This window comes from Paracoccus aminovorans (genome assembly GCF_900005615.1).
Classification (GTDB): Bacteria; Pseudomonadota; Alphaproteobacteria; order Rhodobacterales; family Rhodobacteraceae; genus Paracoccus; species Paracoccus aminovorans.
In genome coordinates this window covers 687812-706976 of sequence record NZ_LN832559.1, presented here as the reverse complement: position 1 = coordinate 706976, position 19165 = coordinate 687812, and the positions used below count along the sequence as shown (strand labels likewise).

General features: G+C 68.7%; 13 protein-coding genes. 12 read left to right on the top strand and 1 reads right to left on the bottom strand.

All coding sequences use genetic code 11. From position 1 onward, the window contains the following. The first annotated feature begins 39 nt into the window (after positions 1–39). The 12 genes from JCM7685_RS03545 to katG all read left to right on the top strand — a co-directional run bounded on the left by JCM7685_RS03545 (position 40) and on the right by katG (position 18043). Positions 40–1632: a GMC oxidoreductase gene (locus JCM7685_RS03545; RefSeq protein WP_074969390.1), complete on the top strand. Its 1593-nt coding sequence runs from the start codon at positions 40–42 to the stop codon at positions 1630–1632. Between the two features lie 34 nt (positions 1633–1666). Next, positions 1667–2665, top strand: a complete 999-nt coding sequence (locus JCM7685_RS03540; protein WP_074969392.1) for a complex I NDUFA9 subunit family protein — start codon at positions 1667–1669, stop codon at positions 2663–2665. Next, on the top strand, positions 2665–3468 hold the full coding sequence (locus tag JCM7685_RS03535) for an undecaprenyl-diphosphate phosphatase (protein WP_074969394.1): 804 nt from the start codon (positions 2665–2667) through the stop codon (positions 3466–3468). Before JCM7685_RS03540 ends, JCM7685_RS03535 begins: the two co-directional genes overlap by 1 nt. 148 nt (positions 3469–3616) lie before the next feature. Beyond that, positions 3617–5101, top strand: a complete 1485-nt coding sequence (locus JCM7685_RS03530) for an NAD(P)-dependent oxidoreductase (protein ID WP_074969396.1) — start codon at positions 3617–3619, stop codon at positions 5099–5101. 9 nt (positions 5102–5110) lie between these two features. Further along, positions 5111–5881 (top strand): hypothetical protein, encoded by a 771-nt coding sequence (locus JCM7685_RS03525; protein WP_083412849.1) that lies wholly within the window; start codon positions 5111–5113, stop codon positions 5879–5881. A 2-nt stretch (positions 5882–5883) separates the two neighbouring features. Beyond that, positions 5884–10419 (top strand): glutamate synthase large subunit, encoded by a 4536-nt coding sequence (gene gltB / locus JCM7685_RS03520; protein WP_074969398.1) that lies wholly within the window; start codon positions 5884–5886, stop codon positions 10417–10419. A gap of 267 nt (positions 10420–10686) precedes the next feature. After that, positions 10687–11454 (top strand): helix-turn-helix transcriptional regulator, encoded by a 768-nt coding sequence (locus tag JCM7685_RS03515; protein ID WP_074969400.1) that lies wholly within the window; start codon positions 10687–10689, stop codon positions 11452–11454. A gap of 72 nt (positions 11455–11526) precedes the next feature. Then, the gene (locus tag JCM7685_RS03510) at positions 11527–12429 is read left to right on the top strand and encodes a cation diffusion facilitator family transporter (protein ID WP_074969402.1); all 903 of its coding nucleotides are present in this window, start codon (positions 11527–11529) and stop codon (positions 12427–12429) included. Positions 12430–12680: 251 nt separating this feature from the next. Beyond that, positions 12681–13568, top strand: coding sequence for a BadF/BadG/BcrA/BcrD ATPase family protein (locus JCM7685_RS03505; protein ID WP_074969404.1), 888 nt, complete (start codon positions 12681–12683; stop codon positions 13566–13568). Further along, a complete protein-coding gene (locus JCM7685_RS03500) occupies positions 13565–14590 on the top strand; it encodes an SIS domain-containing protein (protein ID WP_074969406.1) in 1026 nt (341 codons plus the stop codon). Before JCM7685_RS03505 ends, JCM7685_RS03500 begins: the two co-directional genes overlap by 4 nt. Further along, positions 14590–15708: an N-acetylglucosamine-6-phosphate deacetylase gene (gene nagA / locus JCM7685_RS03495; protein WP_074969419.1), complete on the top strand. Its 1119-nt coding sequence runs from the start codon at positions 14590–14592 to the stop codon at positions 15706–15708. The genes JCM7685_RS03500 and nagA overlap by 1 nt, the downstream gene beginning before the upstream one ends. A gap of 157 nt (positions 15709–15865) precedes the next feature. Further along, positions 15866–18043: a catalase/peroxidase HPI gene (katG, locus tag JCM7685_RS03490; protein ID WP_074969408.1), complete on the top strand. Its 2178-nt coding sequence runs from the start codon at positions 15866–15868 to the stop codon at positions 18041–18043. A gap of 61 nt (positions 18044–18104) precedes the next feature. Here the strand turns inward: katG and JCM7685_RS03485 are convergent, their stop codons facing one another. Continuing rightward, the gene (locus JCM7685_RS03485; RefSeq protein ID WP_083412851.1) at positions 18105–19124 is read right to left on the bottom strand and encodes a type I glyceraldehyde-3-phosphate dehydrogenase; all 1020 of its coding nucleotides are present in this window, start codon (positions 19122–19124) and stop codon (positions 18105–18107) included. Positions 19125–19165: the final 41 nt, after the last annotated feature.

The following is a 19165-nucleotide window of genomic DNA, read 5'->3' as shown; positions in this document are numbered from 1 at the left end:
CCCGTTACCCAGTGCCATTTTATCCGGACGGACCCTGTCATGGACGACGTTAGAAGCCGCGAATGGGATGCCATCGTGATCGGAACCGGCGTGGGCGGCGGAACGGCGGGACGGCGCCTGACCGAGTCCGGCCTGTCGGTGCTCTATCTGGAAAAGGGTCCCGACCTGGGCGACGAGGCGCTCTCCGCCCTGGAGATCGAGACCCGGGACCCCGAAACGCGCCTGTCCAGGGGCGCCTGGCCGCGGCTGCTGGAAGCCGAGCTGGACGGCGCCTGGTGCGAGTTGGACGGGATGATCGGCGCCGGAGTCGGCGGCACCTCGGCCTATTATGCCGCGACCTTGGAACGGCCCGAGCGCCACGACCTGGACACCGGGACCGGCCATCCGCATCCGACCGGCGGCTGGCCGGTCGGCTATGACGAGATGCAGCCTTGGTTCCAACTGGCCGAACGTTATTTCCACATCAATGGCGAGGTCGATCCGCTGGCCCCCAACGGCGCCGAACTGCTGGCGCCGGTGCTGCCGCTGCCGGAATCGGACGCGGCGCTGATGCTGGACCTGCGCCGGGCCGGGATGCACCCCTATCGCACGCATATGGCCGCGCGCTTTCTGCCCGGCTGCGAAAGCTGCTTCGGCCGGCGCTGCCCGCGGCGCTGCAAGATGGACGGCCGATCGGCAGGCGTTCTGCCGGCGCTGGAATCCGGGCGGGCGGCGCTGCTGGATCGCTGCTCGGTCACCCGCATCCAGGCCGACGGCACCCGCGTCGAGGGCGTGACCTGCCGGCGCGACGGGCAGGAGTTCACCCTGCGCGCCAAGCGCTACGTGCTGGCGGCGGGCGGGCTGGGTTCGCCCTCGCTGCTGCTGCGCTCGGGCAGCGAGGCCTGGCCCGAGGGGCTGGGCAACCGCTCCGGCCTGGTGGGGCGGAACCTGATGTTCCACCTCTCCGAGATCATCGCCATCTGGACCGGACAGGGCCAGCAGCGGGGAGAAGAGTCGCGATCGATCAGCCTGCGCGACCTGTATTTCATGGACGGGCAGCGCTTCGGCACCGTGCAGTCCATGGGCCTGAGCGCCGGTTTCGGCGAGATCCTGCACGCGCTGAACGGCCGCTTCGACCAGTCGCCGCTGCGCCGGCTGCGCCCGCTGCGTCACGGCATGCGCATCCCCGCCATGGTCGCGGCGCGGATGCTGGGTCGCGCCAAGCTGTTCGTCGGCGTGCTCGAGGACCTGCCCTATGCCCAGAACCGGGTGCTGCCCGATGCCGACGACCCCGACCGGCTGCGGTTCCACTATGACATCTCGGACGAACTGCGCAGCCGCCGCGCCGCCTTCCGCAAGGCGATGCGCAAGGCGTTCCGGCCGCATCGCGCCATGTTCATGGGCGCGGCCCCACAGCTGAACTTCGCCCATCCCTGCGGCACACTGCGCTTCGGCGACGACCCCCGGACCAGCGTGCTGGACCGCGACTGCCGGCTGCACGGGGTGGAAAACCTCTATGTGGCCGACAGCTCGTTCATGCCGACCTCGAACGGGGTCAACCCCAGCCTGACCATCGCCGCCAATGCGCTGCGGGTCGCGGATGCGGTCGCGGCGGGGCTACGGCTTGCCGCTGGCGGTGGGCTTGGGTATTGAACGGACAAGCACGCCACGCATAGGAGCGAGAGCCATGTCCGCAACCAAACTTGTCACCATCTATGGCGGGTCTGGATTCCTGGGGCGGCAGATCGCCCGAACCATGGCCCAGCAGGGCTGGCGCATCCGCGTCGCCGTCCGCCGTCCGAACCAGGCCGGCGTCGTGCGCACCTACGGCGCCCCCGGCCAGGTCGAGCCGGTGCCCTGCAACGTGCGCGACGACCTTTCCGTCACCGCCTGCATGACCGATGCGGATGCGGTGATCAACTGCGTCGGCATCATGGTGCGCGAGGGCAAGAACACCTTCCAGGCCATCCACGAAGAGGCCGCGGGCCGCATCGCCCGCATCGCCGCCCAGCAGGGCGTCAGGCATTTCGTGCATGTCTCGGCCCTGGGCGCGGACCCGGATTCGACCAGCCGCTACGCCGCCTCGAAGGGCCGGGGCGAGGCCGAGGTGCTGGCGCAGCGCCCCGATGCGGTGATCCTGCGGCCGTCGATCATCTTCGGTTCGGACGACCGGTTCTACAACCGCATCGCGGCCATGACCCGGCTGGGACCGATCCTGGTCGTGCCGGGCGCGAACACGCCGGTGCAGCCGGTCTATGTCGAGGACGTGGCCCGCGCCGCCGCCCTGGCCGCCGCGGGCGAGGCGCCGCCCGGCATCTACGAACTGGGCGGGCCGGACGTGCTGACCATGCGCGACATTGCGCAACAGGTGCTGACGGCCACCGACCGGCGCCGGCTGATCGTCGGCCTGCCGCATGTCCTGGCCGGGATCATGGGCGGGGTGCTGGATGCGGGCCAGGTCGCGGTCGGCGGACTGCTGACCAACCGGCTGCTGACCCGCGACCAGGCGCGCACGCTGCGGCTGGCGAACCGCGTCGGCCAAGACCAAGGCATCCGCACCTTTGCCGATCTGGGCATCCAGCCGACCGCGGCCCCGGCCGTGATCGCGGAATATCTGTGGCGCTTCCGGCCCTCGGGCCAATATGACGCGATCACCGCCACGGCGAAGAACCTGCGCGACAACTGATGGAGCACAACACCATCGTCGCCGCCGCCCTCGGTCTGCTGGAAGGGCTGACCGAGTTCATTCCCGTGTCCTCGACCGGCCACGTCCTGCTGGCCGGGCATTTCCTGGGCTTCGACTCGCCCGGACGCGCCTTCGAGGTGCTGATCCAATTCGGCGCCATCCTGGCGATCCTGGGGGTCTATGCCGGCAAGCTGTGGCGCATCTTCTCCAGTGCGCCGCATGATCCGCGCGCGCGCCGGTTCATCGCCGCGGTGCTGCTGGCCTTCCTGCCCGCAGTGGTGATCGGGGTGCTGGCGCACAAGGTCATCAAGGAGGTCCTGTTCGAGACCCCTGTCCTGATCGCATCCATGCTGATCCTGGGCGGCGTCGTGCTGCTGTTCGTGGACCGCATGGTCAAGCACCCGCGCTATCACGCCGCCGAGGACATCCCCATCGGCACCGCCATCGCCATCGGCTTCATCCAGTGCCTGGCGATGATTCCCGGCGTGTCGCGGTCGGGGGCGACCATCGTCGGTGCCCTGCTTCTGGGCGCCGACAAGCGATCTGCCGCGGAATTCAGCTTTTTCCTGTCCATGCCGACCATGCTGGGCGCTTTCGTCTATGACCTCTACAAGAACCGCGACATCCTGGATGCGGCGGCGGCCGGAAACATCCTGGTCGGCTTCGTCTGCGCCTTCATCGCGGCGGTGATCGTGGTGCGCTGGCTGCTGAACTATGTCTCGGCCCATGGCTATGCGCTGTTCGCCTGGTGGCGAATCGTGGTCGGCGCCGTGGTTCTGCTGGCTTTGCAGGCAGGTTGGTAACTTATACTGACCTATTTTCCACGCCTCATCTGCAGAAAATGGAAGGTGGGCGCAGGAAAACGTTAAATAGGTCAGCTTAGATGACTTTTATTCGGCTGCGGGCTGATCTATCAGGCAGGGGACACCCCCTGCCGAAGGACGCGCAGCCATGGCCACGCAAAAGATGCTCAAGTTCGTCACCATCGGGCGCGAGATGCCCGAAAAGCGCGACGCCGCATCCCGCTGGGAAGACTTTCACGAGATCTATCGCGAATTCGCCGATGCCAAGGCCAAGGAGCAGGCCAGCCGCTGCAGCCAATGCGGCGTGCCCTATTGCCAGAGCCATTGTCCGCTGCACAACAACATTCCGGACTGGCTGCGCCTGACCGCCGAGGGCCGCACGCAAGAGGCCTATTTCCGCAGCCAGGAGACCAACACCTTCCCCGAGATCTGCGGCCGCATCTGTCCGCAGGACCGGCTGTGCGAAGGCAATTGCGTCATCGAGCAATCCGGCCACGGCACCGTCACCATCGGCGCCATCGAGAAATACATCACCGACACCGCCTGGGAGGAAGGCTGGGTCAAGCCCGCCGCCCCGGCGCAGGAACGCCCGGAATCCATCGGCATCATCGGCGCCGGTCCCGGCGGCCTGGCCGCCGCCGACCGGCTGCGCCGCATGGGCTTCCAGGTCACGGTCTACGACCGCCACGACCGCGCCGGCGGGCTGCTGATCTACGGCATCCCCGGCTTCAAGCTGGAAAAGGACGTGGTCGAGCGCCGCAGCCAGCTGCTGCGCGACGGCGGCGTCGAATTCGTGCTGAACGCCAATGTCGGCGAGGACATCAGCTTCGACGCCATCCGCGGCAAGCATGACGCGGTGCTGATCGCGACCGGCGTCTACAAGACCCGCGACCTGGACATCGACAATGCCGAGGCGCGCGGCGTGGTGCGGGCGCTGGACTATCTGACCGCCTCGAACCGGGTCGATCTGGGCGACGAGATCCCCGACTATGAGGACGGAGAGCTGAACGCCCGCGGCAAGCGCGTCGTGGTCATCGGCGGCGGCGACACCGCCATGGACTGCGTGCGGACCGCCATCCGCCAGGGCGCGCAATCGGTGAAATGCCTCTATCGCCGCGACCGCGCCAATATGCCCGGCAGCCAGCGCGAGGTACAGAACGCCGAGGAAGAGGGCGTCGAATTCGTGTGGCTTTCCGCCCCCGGCGCCTTTTCCGGCCATGTTCCCGGCGAGGCCATGCAGGCGCAAGAGGTCGATGTGGATGGGCTGCCCGCCATCGCCTCGGTCCGCATCCAGAAGATGCGGCTGGGCGCCCCGGACGTCAGCGGCCGCCAGTCGCCTGAACTGATCGAGGGCGCAGATTACGACGAACCGGCCGACCTGGTGATCAAGGCGCTGGGTTTCGAGCCCGAGGAGCTGCCGCGGCTCTGGGGCGTCGAGGGGCTGGAAGTGACCCGCTGGGGCACGATCAAGGCCGATTACCAGACGCATCAGACCAGCCTGCCCGGCGTCTTTGCCGTGGGCGACATCGTGCGCGGCGCCAGCCTGGTGGTCTGGGCGATCCGCGACGGCCGCGAGGCCGCCGACAGCATCGCCGGCTTCCTCTCCGATGCCGCCCGCATCGCGGCGGAATAGGGGGCGACCATGACGCACCCCAGACGCGCAAACCGGGCACCGCGCATCCACCGCCAGGCGCTGGCGGCCGGAACGGCAGCCCTGCTGACGCTTTTCGCCCTGCCCGCCGGCGCCGCCAATTTCACCCCGCCCTCGGGCTGCAAGCTGGAGATGACGGTGCAGAACCGCAGCTGCACCGTCTCGCAGCATTATCGCTGCTCGGGCGACGCGCCGGGCGACCAATGGGTGACCTATTTCACTCGCGAGGGCGCCACCTACCAATCGCGCATCGACAAGGAGACGCGCTGGATGGAAAGCACCGACCTGCGCACGGGGCTGGTGGACGTGCTCGAGGACGCGGCCGAGGACCATGCCTCGTTCAGCACCTTGGCCCGGACCGGGCAGGACGATTTCGATTTCTGGACCCGCTCGAACAACGGCGAGCGCCTGCACCATGTCGGCCATGACGAACTGACGGGCGAGAAGGTGCAGATCGACGGCGTGGCGCTGGAGGTCACCCGCTTCGAACTGATCACCTACAGCGAGTCGGGCGACGTGCTGATCACCCGCAAGGGCCAGCAATTCATCAGCCGCGCCCAGGGCCGCTTCTACGGCGGGGTCGAGACCTCGCAGGACTGGACCGGCGCGCGGGAAGAGACCAACGACAGCCCGGTGAGCTTTTCGTTCCCCGGTCAGCCCGGCTTCGGCTCGACCACGCCGGAATATGATTGCGACCTGCAGATGGTGCGCGGCCAGGGCGCCGGCACCCCGCGGCAGCTTATGAAGGAGTCACGGACGTGAACATGCAGGATTGGGAACAGCAAGAGCAGGGCCGCCGCGACTGGATGGCCGAGCATTCGCTTTATCGCGCCGAGGACGAACATTCCTCCTGCGGCGTCGGGCTGGTCGTCAATCTGGACGGCAAATCCAGCCGCAAGGTGGTCGAGGCCGGCATCACCGCGCTGAAGGCGATCTGGCACCGCGGCGCGGTGGACGCGGACGGCAAGACCGGCGACGGGGCCGGCATCCATGTGCAGATCCCGGTGCGCTTTTTCTACGACCAGGTGCGCCGCACCGGGCACGAGCCGGATCAGAACAAGCTGATCGCGGTCGGCCAGTGCTTCCTGCCGCGCACCAATTTCGCCCAGCAAGAGGCCTGCCGAACCATCGTCGAATCCGAAGTCCTGCGCATGGGCCACTACATCTATGGCTGGCGGCATGTGCCGGTGAACACCGGCGTGCTGGGCGAAAAGGCCAATGCCACCCGCCCCGAGATCGAGCAGATCCTGATCCGCTGCGAAAAGGACATCGACCAGGAGCAGTTCGAGCGCGAACTCTACATCATCCGCCGCCGCATCGAAAAGGCGGCGCTGGCGGCGCAGATCAGCAGCCTTTACCTGTGCACGCTCAGCTGCCGGTCGATCATCTACAAGGGCATGATGCTGGCCGAGCAGGTGGCGGAATTCTATCCCGACCTGAAGGACGAGCGCTTTGAAAGCGCCTTCGCGATCTATCACCAGCGCTATTCGACCAACACCTTCCCGCAATGGTGGCTGGCGCAGCCCTTCCGCATGCTGGCCCATAACGGCGAGATCAACACGCTCAAGGGCAACTCGAACTGGATGCGCAGCCACGAGATCCGGATGGCCAGCCGCGCCTTCGGCGAGATGGCCGAGGACATCAAGCCGATCATCCCCGGCGGCTCGTCCGATTCGGCGGCGCTGGACGCGGTGTTCGAGGTCATGGTGCGTTCGGGCCGCTCGGCGCCGATGACCAAGACCATGCTGGTGCCCGAGGCCTGGTCCAAGGCCACCACCGACATGCCACAGGCTTGGGCGGACATGTATGCCTATTGCAACGCGGTGATGGAGCCCTGGGACGGGCCGGCGGCGCTGGCGATGACCGACGGGCGCTGGGTCTGCGGCGGCCTGGACCGCAACGGGCTGCGGCCGCTGCGCTATGTCGTCACCGGCGACAACCTGCTGATCGCCGGTTCGGAAGCCGGCATGGTGCCGGTGAACGAGACCACGGTGCGCGAAAAGGGCGCGCTGGGTCCGGGCCAGATGATCGCCGTCGACATGGCCGAGGGCAAGCTCTACCACGACCGCGAGATCAAGGATTACCTTGCCTCGGCCCAGCCCTTCGGCGAGTGGATCGAGAAGGTGGTGCAACTGTCCGAGGTGATGCGCGACCTGCCCGAGGAACTGGTCTTTACCGGCGAGGAACTGCGCCGCCGCCAGATCGCCGCCGGCTATACGGTCGAGGAAATCGAATCGATGCTGGCGCCCATGGCCGAGGACGGCAAGGAGGCGCTGGCCTCGATGGGCGACGACACGCCGCCGGCGGTGCTGTCGGGCCAGTATCGGCCGCTGTCGCATTTCTTCCGCCAGAATTTCTCGCAGGTGACCAACCCGCCCATCGACTCGCTGCGCGAGACCCGGGTGATGAGCCTGAAGACGCGTTTCGGCAACCTCAAGAACGTGCTGGACGAATCCAGTGCCCAGACCGAGATCCTGTTGCTGGAAAGCCCCTTCGTCGCCAATGGCGAATTCGCCGAGATGATGCGGATGTTCGGCGAGGCGGTGACTCAGATCGACTGCACATTCGCCGACGGCGCCGGGCCCGAGGCCCTGGCCGAGGCCCTGGCCCGCATCCGCGCCGAGGCCGAGGACGCCGTGCGTTCCGGCGCCGGCCATCTGGTGCTGACGGATGAAAAGATCGGCCCCAGCCGCATCGGCCTGCCGATGATCCTGGCGACCAGCGCCATTCATTCCTGGCTGACCCGCAAGGGGCTGCGGACCTTCTGCTCGGTCAACGTGCGCGCGGCGGAATGCATCGACCCGCATTACTTCGCGGTGCTGATCGGTTGCGGCGCGACCACGGTGAACGCCTATCTGGCGCAGGACACCATCGCCGAGCGGATCGAGCGCGGCTTGCTCTCGGGCAGCCTGATCGACAACATGCGCAACTATCGCGATGCCATCGACGCCGGCCTCTTGAAGATCATGGCCAAGATGGGGATCTCGGTGCTCAGCTCCTATCGCGGCGGGCTGAACTTCGAGGCGGTGGGGCTGTCGCGCGCCATGGTCGCGGAATATTTCCCCGGCATGCAGTCGCGGATTTCCGGCATCGGCCTGCACGGCTTGCAGGCGAAGCTGGAGGACATCCACGCCAAGGGCTTTCATTCCGACACCACCGAACTGCTGCCGGTGGGCGGCTTCTACAAGGCGCGCCGCTCGGGCGAAAAACACGCCTGGGAAGCCAACACCATGAAGCTGCTGCAGATCGCCTGCGAAAAGGCGTCCTATGACGTCTGGAAGCAGTTCACCGCGACGATGCGGGCGAACCCGCCGATCCATATCCGCGACCTCCTGGACATCAAGCCGCTGGGCAAGCCGGTGCCGCTGGAAGAGGTGGAATCGATCACCTCGATCCGCAAGCGTTTCGTGACGCCGGGCATGTCGCTGGGCGCGCTGTCGCCCGAGGCGCATATGACGCTGAACATCGCCATGAACCGCATCGGCGCCAAGTCCGACAGCGGCGAAGGCGGCGAGGACCCGGCGCACAGCCATCCGCTGCCCAATGGCGACAACCCCTGCGCCAAGATCAAGCAGGTCGCCTCGGGGCGCTTCGGCGTCACCGCGGAATACCTGAACGCCTGCGAAGAGCTGGAGATCAAGGTGGCTCAGGGTGCCAAGCCCGGCGAGGGCGGCCAGCTGCCCGGCATGAAGGTCACCGATCTGATCGCGCGGCTGCGGCATTCGACCAAGGGCGTGACGCTGATCTCGCCGCCGCCGCACCACGACATCTATTCGATCGAGGATCTGGCGCAGCTGATCTATGACCTGAAGCAGATCAACCCGCGTGCCAAGATCACGGTGAAGCTGGTGGCGTCCTCGGGCGTCGGCACCATCGCGGCGGGCGTGGCCAAGGCCAAGGCCGACGTGATCCTGATCTCGGGTCACAACGGCGGCACCGGCGCGTCGCCCGCGACCTCGATCAAGTTCGCCGGCCTGCCGTGGGAGATGGGCCTGACCGAGGCGCATCAGGTGCTGGCGATGAACCGGTTGCGCGATCGCGTCACGCTGCGCACCGACGGCGGCCTGCGCACCGGCCGCGACATCGTCATGGCGGCGATGATGGGGGCCGAGGAATACGGCGTCGGCACCGCGGCGCTGATCGCCATGGGCTGCATCATGGTGCGCCAGTGCCAGTCGAACACCTGCCCGGTCGGCGTCTGCACCCAGGACGAAAAGCTGCGGGCGATGTTCACCGGCTCGGCCGACAAGGTGGTGAACCTGATCACCTTCTATGCGACCGAGGTGCGCGAGATCCTCGCCAGCATCGGCGCGCGTTCGCTCGATGAGGTGATCGGTCGCGCCGATCTGCTGACCCAGGTCAGCCGGGGCGACAAGTCGCTCGACGATCTGGATCTGAACCCGCTGCTGATCACCGTCGACGGGTCGGAAAAGATCGTCTACGACCGCTCGAAGCCGCGCAACGCGGTGCCGGACACGCTGGACGCCGAGATCATCCGCGACGCCGGCCGCTTCTTCTCGGACGGCGAGAAGATGCAGCTCAGCTATGCGGTCAGGAACACCCAGCGCACGGTCGGCACCCGCACCTCCTCGATGATCGTGCAGACCTTCGGCATGCGCAACAACCTGCAGCCCGATCACCTGACCGTGCGGCTGACCGGCAGCGCCGGCCAGTCGCTAGGCGCCTTCGCGGCGCCGGGGCTGAAGATCGAGGTCTCGGGCGATGCCAACGACTATGTCGGCAAGGGCCTGTCGGGCGGCACCATCGTGGTGCGGCCGCCGATGGGCTCGCCGCTGGCGGCGGTCGAGAACACGATCATCGGCAACACCGTGCTTTACGGCGCCACCGATGGCCATCTGTTCGCGGCCGGCCGCGCGGGCGAACGCTTCGCGGTGCGGAACTCGGGCGCCAAGGTGGTGATCGAGGGCTGCGGTTCCAACGGCTGCGAATACATGACCGGCGGCGTCGCCGTGATCCTGGGCCGGATCGGCGCCAACTTCGGCGCCGGCATGACCGGCGGCATGGCCTATCTCTATGACCGCGAGGGGCTGGCGCGCGACTATATCAACGCCGAGACGCTGATCCTGTGCCCGGTGACGCAGGCGCATTGGGAAGGGCAGCTGAAGCACCTGATCGAACGCCACGCCGAAGAGACCGGATCGCGCCGGGCCGAGGAGATCCTGCAGAACTGGGCCGAGGAAAAGGCCAATTTCGTGCAGGTCTGCCCGCGCGAGATGCTGCCGCATCTGAAGCACCCCATCGCCGAGGTCGAGGACCTGGCCGCGGTGCCGGCAGAGTGAACGGAAAGGGGCCTGCGGGCCCCTTTTCCATTGCGGCGCCGGCCCTCCAGGTCCGGGCGCGGTCGCCGCGATCGCAGTCCGAAGCCGGCTGCCTTGTGCCGAAACTGATTACCTGCGTGCCATTCAAATGTTATATCGGGAAGGCGCAACTGGGCTGGATCCGACGACCGCTTTTCCCGCATGATCCAGATCGCTGCCTGCGGCAACCGGTAGAATCACCAGTGGCCGCGATCCGCCCATGGTTCCGAGGAAGCCCCCGTTCCGGTCATGCCCGACGATCACCAGACCCAGCAGAACCTTGCCCGCGCACAGGCGCCCAGCCTGCTGGCCGTGCTGGCGCGCGCGGCCGAAGAGACCGCCGCCGTCCAGACGCTGGCCGAACTGCGCGCCGCCTTGCGCAATGCCGCCGAGGCACTGGGCTGCCAGAGCTTCAATCTGGCCCTGGACAAGCCCACGCCGCGCTCGGTGATGCAGGAATCGCTGCTGTCCACCTGGACCCAGGGCGCGCTGCGGGAATACGAGCAGTTGGACCTCTACGACCGCGATCCGCTGCTGCGCCATGCGGTCAGCACGCAGCCGACCTGGCTGTGGCGCACGCCGGACCTGCACCGCCTGGGCGAATACGAGTTCCACGAATTCGTCGGCGCCGCCGGCGTGCGCTGGGGCGTCACCGTGCCGATGAACCGGGCGGACGGGACCCGCTCGATGCTGGCGCTGGTGTCACGCGGAGCGATGCCCTTTCCCGCCGCCGAGATGCGGCAGGCGGCGCAGGTGCTGGCCGGGCTGCTCAGCAGCCGCGCCGTGGGCCTGTCGGCCGGACGCCGCCCGGCCTTGGACCATGCGCTGCGGCTCAAACGGCTGTCGCCGCGCCAGATCGAGATCCTGGACTGGCTGTCGCGCGGCAAGACCAATGCCGAAATCGCGCTGATCACCGACATGTCGCGGCGGACGGTGGATTACCATGTCGCCGAAATCATCCACAAGCTGGACGTGGTCAACCGCACCCAGGCCGCCGCCGTCTTCATGTCGCGCTGATCGGCCGACAGGTTGGCGGCGCCGGGCTTCGGCGCTAAAAGGCGCGCTCCACGGATTCGGAAAGGCCGGCCCATGCTCCTATCATCCCGATCGAGCACCGAAAAGCTCGCCCTCGGCAGCATCGTTGTCGGTATCAGCGTGCTGGGGCTCAAGGCGCTGGCCTGGTGGCTGACCGGCTCGATCGCGCTGCTGTCGGACGCGCTGGAAAGCACGGTGAACGTGGCCACCGCGGTGGCGGCGCTGATCGCGATCCGCGTCGCGGCCAAGCCCGCCGACAAGGACCACCCCTATGGCCACCACAAGGCCGAGTTCTTCAGCGCCGTGCTGGAGGGGGTGATGATCATCGTCGCCGCGCTGTTGATCCTGCGCGAGGCCTGGGACGGGTTCCAGAACCCGCCGGTGTTGGCGGCGCCGGGGGCGGGCCTGCTGGTGAACGTCGCCGCCTCGGCGCTGAACGGCTGGTGGTGCTGGGTGCTGATCGCGCGCGGGCGGGCGCTGCGTTCGCCGGCGCTGGTGGCGGACGGGCATCACCTGCTGACCGACGTGATCTCTTCGGTCGGGGTGGTGCTGGGGGTCACGCTGGCGGTGCTGACCGGCTGGGCGGTGCTGGACCCGGCGCTGGCGGCGCTGGTGGCGCTGAACATCCTGTGGTCGGGCTGGAAGGTGATGACCCGCTCGCTGTCGGGGCTGATGGACGAGGCGGTGGCCGAGGAGACCCTGGAGGACATCCGCGCCACCATCTCGGACGCGGCGGCCGGCGCCATCGAGGCGCATGACCTGCGCACCCGCCACGCCGGGCCGCGCACCTTCATCGACTTCCACCTGGTGGTGGACGGCCACACCACGGTCGAGGCCGCGCATACGATCTGCGACCGCATCGAGCAGGCGCTGAAGAAGAAGCTGCCCGACGCGCAGATCACCATCCATGTCGAGCCCGAGCACAAGGCCAAGCATTCGGGCGTGGTGGTGGTCTAGCAGGCTGCCGGACAAGAAGTCCGAGCGAGCGCCGGGACGGAAAGCCGTTCCGGGTCCGACCGGCATCAGCTGAAAAAAGCAGGCCATTTGCGGGCGAGTCGAGGCGATTTCCCCGCTTTCCGTCCGTTGTGCTGCATCGCGGGGGCCTTTTCAGCCGTCTGCTGGCGGCCGCGCGGCGCAGGATCGGGCGGCGCGGATGCCCCCTCCCGCTGCGGCGGGGTTCTGCTATCTTGCCCCGCAAAGGAGTCGCCATGGCATATTTCCTGGGCATAGACGGCGGCGGAAGCGGCTGCCGCGCCGCCGTCGCGGACGGCTCGGGCCGGATCCTGGGCCGCGGCGCGGCGGGGCCGGCGAACATCTCGGTCGAGACCGAGGCCGCCTGCGCCAATATCCTCGCCGCCGCCCGCGCCGCCTTGCTGCAGGCCGGTCGCGGCCGCCTGGAGGAACTGACCGCCGTGCTCGGCCTGGCCGGCGCCAATGTCACCGCCGCCGCCCGCCGGCTGCAAGCCATGCTGCCCTTTCGCCGCGCGCGCATCCTCACCGATGCCGCGACAGCGGCCGCCGGGGCGCTGGGGGACGCGGACGGCATCGTCGTCGCCGTCGGCACCGGCTCGGTCCTGGCGGTGCAGGCCGGCGGCGCGGTGCGGCAATACGGCGGGCGCGGCTTCCTGCTGGGCGACGAGGGCAGCGGCGCGGTGCTGGGCCGGGCGCTGCTGGCCGAGGCGCTGCGCGCCGAGGACGGCTTCGCGCCGACGACCCCGCTGCTGCGCGCGGTGCTGGACGAACTGGGCGGGGTCGAGGGGGTGATCGGCTTCGGCTTGCGCGCCCGGCCGGTGGAATTCGCGGCCTTTGCGCCGCGCATCGTCGCCGGCACCGACCCGGCGGGCGAGCGCATCTTCGCCGCCGCCGTGGCCCAGCTGGGCGAGATGATTCAGACCTTGCAGGCCGGCCGCGATCTGCCGGTGGTGTTCCTGGGCGGGCTGGGGCCGCATTACGCCGCGCGCCTGCAAGGCCGTTGGCGGTTGCAGGCGCCGCTGGGAACCGGCCTGGACGGTGCCCTGCACCTGGCCCGGCGGGACGAGGCCGGCGTCAACGACCCGCCGCCGCCTGCCGCGCAGGCCGAAAGGAGCCCGAGATGAGCCAGACGCATATGGCGCGCGAAACCGCCGAGATCCCCCAGGCCGCCGCCCGCTTCCTGGCGCTGTCGCGCGACGCTGTGGCGGATGCGGCCCATGCCCTGCGCCGCAAGGACCCGGACCTGGTGGTGACGGTGGCGCGCGGCTCCTCGGACCATGCCGCCACCTATCTGAAATATGCCATCGAGCTGGAGGCCGGGGTGCCGGTCGCCTCGGTCGGGCCATCGATCGCCTCGGTCTATCGCCGGCCGCTGCGGCTGGGCAAGGCGGCCTGCATCGGCATCTCGCAATCCGGCCGCAGCCCGGACGGGGTCGAGATGATGCGCGCCGCCGGGCAGGGCGGGGCGCTGTCGGTCGCCATCACCAACGCCGAGACCAGCCCGATGGCCCGCGCCTCGGCCCATTGCCTGCCCTTGCAGGCGGGCGAGGAAAAAAGCGTCGCCGCGACCAAGACCTTCGTCTGCTCGGTGCTGGCCGGGCTGTCGCTGCTGGCGGAATGGCGCGAGGATCATGCCCTGCAAGACGCCGTGGCCGCCCTGCCCGAGGCCTTCGGCGAGGCGGCGGGGCTCGACTGGTCGCCGCTGTCGGCGCGGCTGGCGCGGGCCTCGTCGGCCTATGTCCTGGGCCGCGGCCCGGCCTTCGCCATCGCCTGCGAAGCGGCGCTGAAATTCAAGGAGACCTCGGGCATCCACGCCGAGGCCTATTCCGCCGCCGAGGTGCTGCACGGCCCCGCCGCCCTGGTGCAGGCCGGCTTTCCGGTGCTGGCGCTGGGAATCGAGGACGCTGCCCTGCCCCAGCTTCGGGCCACGGCCGAGCGTCTGGCGGCGCAGGGGGCGGATGTCTTCGTCACCGGCACCGAGGTCGCGGGCGCCACCCCCCTGCCCACCGTTTCCGGGCTGCATCCGTTGGTGGCGCCGCTGGTGACCATCGCCGGCTTCTACGGCTTCATCGAGGCGCTGGCGCGGCGGCGCGGCTTCGACCCCGACACGCCGCCGCATCTGCGCAAGGTGACGGAGACGCTATGATGGCGCGCGAGGTCCTGACCGGCGCCCGCATCTTCGACGGCGCCCGCATGATCGACGGCCATGCGCTGGTGATCGAGGAAGGCGAGATCGCCGCGATCCTGCCCGAGGTCGAGGCGCCCACCGAGGACCGCCGCGCGGTGACCGGCATCCTGGCCCCCGCCTTCCTGGATCTGCAGGTGAACGGCGGCGGCGGGTTGATGCTGGACGGCCGGACGGACGTCGCCGGCCTGCGCCGCATCTGCGCCGCGCATCGCGGCCTGGGCACGGCGGGGGTGCTGCCGACGCTGATCACCGACACGCCCGAGGCCACCGCCCATGTCGTCGCGCTGGGAATCGCCGCGGCGCGGGCGCAGGTGCCGGGATTCCTGGGCCTGCATCTGGAAGGGCCGCATCTGGACCCGCGGCGCAAGGGCGCGCATGACCCGGCGCTGATCCGGCCGATGGGCGAACAGGACCTGGCCCGGCTTTGCGAGGCGGCGCGGCAGCTGCCGGCGCTGATGGTGACCCTGGCGCCCGAGGCGGCCAGCCCGCAGCAGATCGCCGCGCTGGCCGGCGCCGGCGCCATCGTCAGCCTGGGCCACAGCGATTGCAGCTATGACGCGGCGCAGGCGGCCTTTGCCGCCGGCGCCCGCTGCGCGACGCATCTGTTCAACGCCATGAGCCAGATCGGCCACCGCGCGCCGGGGCTGGCCGGCGCGGTGCTGTCGGGCGATGCCCGCGCCGGGTTGATCGCCGACGGCATCCATGTGCATCCGGCGGCGATGCGGCTGGCCCTGGCGGCGCGGCCCGAGGGCCTGTTCCTGGTCACCGATTGCATGGCCTTCGCCGGCACCGACCTGACCGAGATGGCGTTGGGCGGCCGGCAGATCCTGCGCCGCGACGGCCGGCTGACGCTGGCCGACGGCACCCTGGCCGGGGCCGACCTGACCCTGCCGCAGGCCGTCGCCAACCTGGTGCGACTGGCCGGCATCGCGCCGGAACGCGCCTTGCGCATGGCCACGGCCGAGCCCGCGGCGCTGCTGGGCCTGCAAGCCAGCCATGGCGCGCTGGCCCCCGGCCGCCGCGCCGAGATCGTCCTGCTGGACCGGGATTTCGCCCTGCGCGAGTACTGGCTGTGACTGCCCGACGCCCATCATAATTTTTGATTATGGTTGGAATTATAACTTATAAATTCCAGCAATCCTCAAAGCTGCTAGAACAGGGATTAAGGCGCAGATTCGCTCGGCGAACCGCCTTTTCGGAAACGCGCGAGCGGCCCATCAGAGGAGAGCCAGCATGGACGGAAACGACATCAGGATGGCCGGGAAATGCCCGGTGATGCATGGCGGCAATACCGCGATGGGCAGTTCGGTCACCGCGTGGTGGCCCAATGCCCTGAACCTGGACATCCTGCATCAGCAGGACGCCAAGACCAATCCGCTGGGTGTGGATTTCGACTATGACGAAGAGCTGAAGAAACTGGATGTCGAGGCGCTGAAATCCGACCTGCGGGCGCTGATGACCGACAGCCAGGACTGGTGGCCGGCCGATTACGGCAGCTATGTCGGCATGTTCGCCCGCACCGCCTGGCACATCGCCGGCTCCTACCGCACCAGCGACGGCCGCGGCGGCGCCAATACCGGCAACCAGCGTTTCGCGCCGCTGAACAGCTGGCCCGACAACGTCAACACCGACAAGGGCCGCCGCCTGCTGTGGCCGATCAAGAAGAAATACGGCAACAAGATCAGCTGGGCCGACCTGATCGTGCTGGCCGGCACCATCGCCTATGAGGTCGCGGGCCTGAAGACCTATGGCTTCGCCTTCGGCCGCAAGGACATCTGGCACCCCGAGAAGGACACCTATTGGGGCGAGGAAAAGGAATGGCTGGCCCCCAGCGACAACCGCTATGGCGACCTGGGCGACGCGAAAAGCCTCGTCAATCCGCTGGCCGCGGTGCAGATGGGCCTGATCTACGTCAACCCCGAGGGGGTGAACGGCAAGTCCGACCCGCAGGCCACCGCCAACATGATGCGCGAGACCTTCGCCCGCATGGGCATGGACGACGAGGAGACCGTCGCGCTGACCGCCGGCGGCCACACCGTCGGCAAGTGCCACGGCAATGGCAATGTCGCCGACCTCAGCCCCGACCCCGAGGCCGCCGGCCCCGAGTTCCAGGGCCTGGGCTGGATGAACACCAAGGGCCGCGGCATCGGCCGCAACACCATGGTCTCGGGCCTGGAAGGCGCCTGGACCACCGACCCGACGAAATGGGACAACGGCTTTTTCCAGATGCTGTTCAAGCATGAATGGACGCTGACCCACAGCCCGGCCGGCGCCTCGCAATGGCAGCCGATCAGCATCGCCGAAGAGGACATGCCGGTCGATGTCGAGGACCCCTCGATCCGGCGGATGCCGATGATGACCGACGCCGACATGGCGCTGAAGGTCGACCCGGTCTATCGCGAGATCTCGTTGCGGTTCATGAACGATTTCGACGCCTTCAGTGACGCTTTCGCCCGCGGCTGGTTCAAGCTGACCCACCGCGACATGGGGCCGAAGGCGCGCTACAAGGGCCCGGACGTTCCGGCCGAGGACCTGATCTGGCAGGACCCGATCCCCGCCGGCCGCACCGATTACGACGTGGCGGCGGTCAAGGCCCGGATCGCGGCTTCGGGGCTGAGCGTGCAGGATCTGGTCGCCACCGCCTGGGACAGCGCCCGCACCTATCGCGGCTCGGACCATCGCGGCGGCGCCAACGGCGCGCGCATCCGCCTGGCGCCGCAGAAGGACTGGGCCGGCAACGAGCCCGAGCGCCTGGCCCGCGTGCTGGCCGTGCTGGAACCGATCGCGGCCGAGACCGGGGCCAGCCTGGCGGACGTGATCGTGCTGGGCGGCAACCTGGGCGTCGAACAGGCCGCCAAGGCCGCCGGCTTCGACATCGCGGTGCCCTTCTCGCCCGGGCGCGGCGATGCGACGGCCGAGCAGACCGATGTCGAATCCTTCGCGGTGCTTGAGCCGCTGGCCGACGGCTTCCGCAACTGGCAGAAGCAGGAATACGTCGTCTCGCCCGAGGAGATGCTGCTGGACCGCGCCCAGCTGATGGGCCTGACCGGGCCCGAGATGACGGTGCTGATGGGCGGCATGCGAGCCATCGGCGCCAACCATGGCGGCACGACGCATGGCGTGTTCACCCAGCGCCCGGGCGCCCTGACCAACGACTTCTTCGTGACCCTGACCGACATGGCCAACAGCTGGGTGCCGGTGGGCGGCAATCTCTACGAGATCCGCGACCGCAAGACCGGAGCGGTGAAACACACCGCCACCCGGGTCGATCTGGTCTTCGGCTCGAACTCGATCCTGCGCGCCTATGCCGAGGTCTATGCCCAGGACGACAATGCCGGAAAGTTCGTGCGCGACTTCGCCGCGGCCTGGTCCAAGGTCATGGATGCCGACCGCTTCGACCTGCACCGCTGAACCAAGCGTGGGTAACGAGTGACGGGGCCGGTTTTCCGGCCCCTTTTTCACGGCCAGCCGTTCACTCGGCGCCGCCGTGCCCGTCCGGGCGACGCCCCATCAGCCGGGCCATGTCCAGCATCCGGTTGGAAAAGCCCCATTCGTTGTCATACCAGCCGAAGACCCGGACCAGCCCGCCCGCCACCGAGGTCTCGCGCCCCGAGACCACGATGGATTCCGGGCGCGCCCGCAGGTCGCTCGACACCAGCGGCTTCTCGGTCCAGCCGAAGACCGGCGAGGTTTCGGCCGCCGCCTTCAGCACCGCATTCACCGAGGCCACGTCCGCCGGCTTCTCGCTGGCAAAGGTCAGGTCGATGCAGGAGACGCTGGCGGTCGGCACCCGGATCGCCCGCGCCGCCACCCGTCCGGCCAGATGCGGCAGCACGGTGCCGATCAGCCGCCCGGCGCTGGTCGTCGTCGGCACCATCGACAGCGCCGCCGCCCGCGACCGCGCCGGATCGCCGCGCGGCTTGTCCACCGTGGGCTGGCTGCCGGTATAGCAATGCACCGTGGTCATCTGCCCCGAGACCACGCCGAAGCGTTCGTCCAGTACCCGCAGCAGCGGCGCCAGCGCATTGGTAGTGCAAGAGGCGTTCGAGACGACCCGGTGCCCCGCCAGCCCGGATTCGTTGGCGCCGATGACCACGGTGGCATCGGCCTCGTCCGAAGGCCCCGAGATCAGCACCGCCTTGGCCCCGGCCTCGATCCCGCGCTCGACCACCGCGCGCGAGCCGGTCATGCCGGTGCATTCCAGCACCACGTCGATACCGGCCAGATCCAGCTGGCGCAGGTCGGGCGCGGAATGGAAGGGAATCGTCCGGCCGTCGACGACCAGCGCCCCTTCGGCGGTGCCGACCTGCCCGCGCCAGGGGCCGAAGACGCTGTCGTATTCGAACAGATAGGCGCAGCTGTCGAGCGGCGCGATGTCGTTGATCAAGACCAGTTCCAGGTCTTCGTAGCCGCCCTGCGCCCAGATGCGCAGGATCGAGCGGCCGATGCGGCCGAAACCGTTCAGCGCCAGCCTGATCTTCCTGTCCGTCACGTTCCCCTCCCGGCGCGGATCGGATGCGCGCCTGCATCCCC

Excerpts from the sequence above, each read along its gene's own strand:
- JCM7685_RS03500 (WP_074969406.1), top strand. The coding sequence starts at position 13,565 with ATGAGCCAGACGCATATGGCGCGCGAAACCGCCGAGATCCCCCAGGCC.
- JCM7685_RS03530 (WP_074969396.1), top strand. The coding sequence starts at position 3,617 with ATGGCCACGCAAAAGATGCTCAAGTTCGTCACCATCGGGCGCGAGATG.
- JCM7685_RS03540 (WP_074969392.1), top strand. The coding sequence starts at position 1,667 with ATGTCCGCAACCAAACTTGTCACCATCTATGGCGGGTCTGGATTCCTG.
- JCM7685_RS03535 (WP_074969394.1), top strand. The coding sequence starts at position 2,665 with ATGGAGCACAACACCATCGTCGCCGCCGCCCTCGGTCTGCTGGAAGGG.
- katG (WP_074969408.1), top strand. The coding sequence starts at position 15,866 with ATGGACGGAAACGACATCAGGATGGCCGGGAAATGCCCGGTGATGCAT.
- gltB (WP_074969398.1), top strand. The coding sequence starts at position 5,884 with ATGCAGGATTGGGAACAGCAAGAGCAGGGCCGCCGCGACTGGATGGCC.
- nagA (WP_074969419.1), top strand. The coding sequence starts at position 14,590 with ATGGCGCGCGAGGTCCTGACCGGCGCCCGCATCTTCGACGGCGCCCGC.
- JCM7685_RS03525 (WP_083412849.1), top strand. The coding sequence starts at position 5,111 with ATGACGCACCCCAGACGCGCAAACCGGGCACCGCGCATCCACCGCCAG.
- JCM7685_RS03505 (WP_074969404.1), top strand. The coding sequence starts at position 12,681 with ATGGCATATTTCCTGGGCATAGACGGCGGCGGAAGCGGCTGCCGCGCC.
- JCM7685_RS03545 (WP_074969390.1), top strand. The coding sequence starts at position 40 with ATGGACGACGTTAGAAGCCGCGAATGGGATGCCATCGTGATCGGAACC.
- JCM7685_RS03515 (WP_074969400.1), top strand. The coding sequence starts at position 10,687 with ATGCCCGACGATCACCAGACCCAGCAGAACCTTGCCCGCGCACAGGCG.
- JCM7685_RS03510 (WP_074969402.1), top strand. The coding sequence starts at position 11,527 with ATGCTCCTATCATCCCGATCGAGCACCGAAAAGCTCGCCCTCGGCAGC.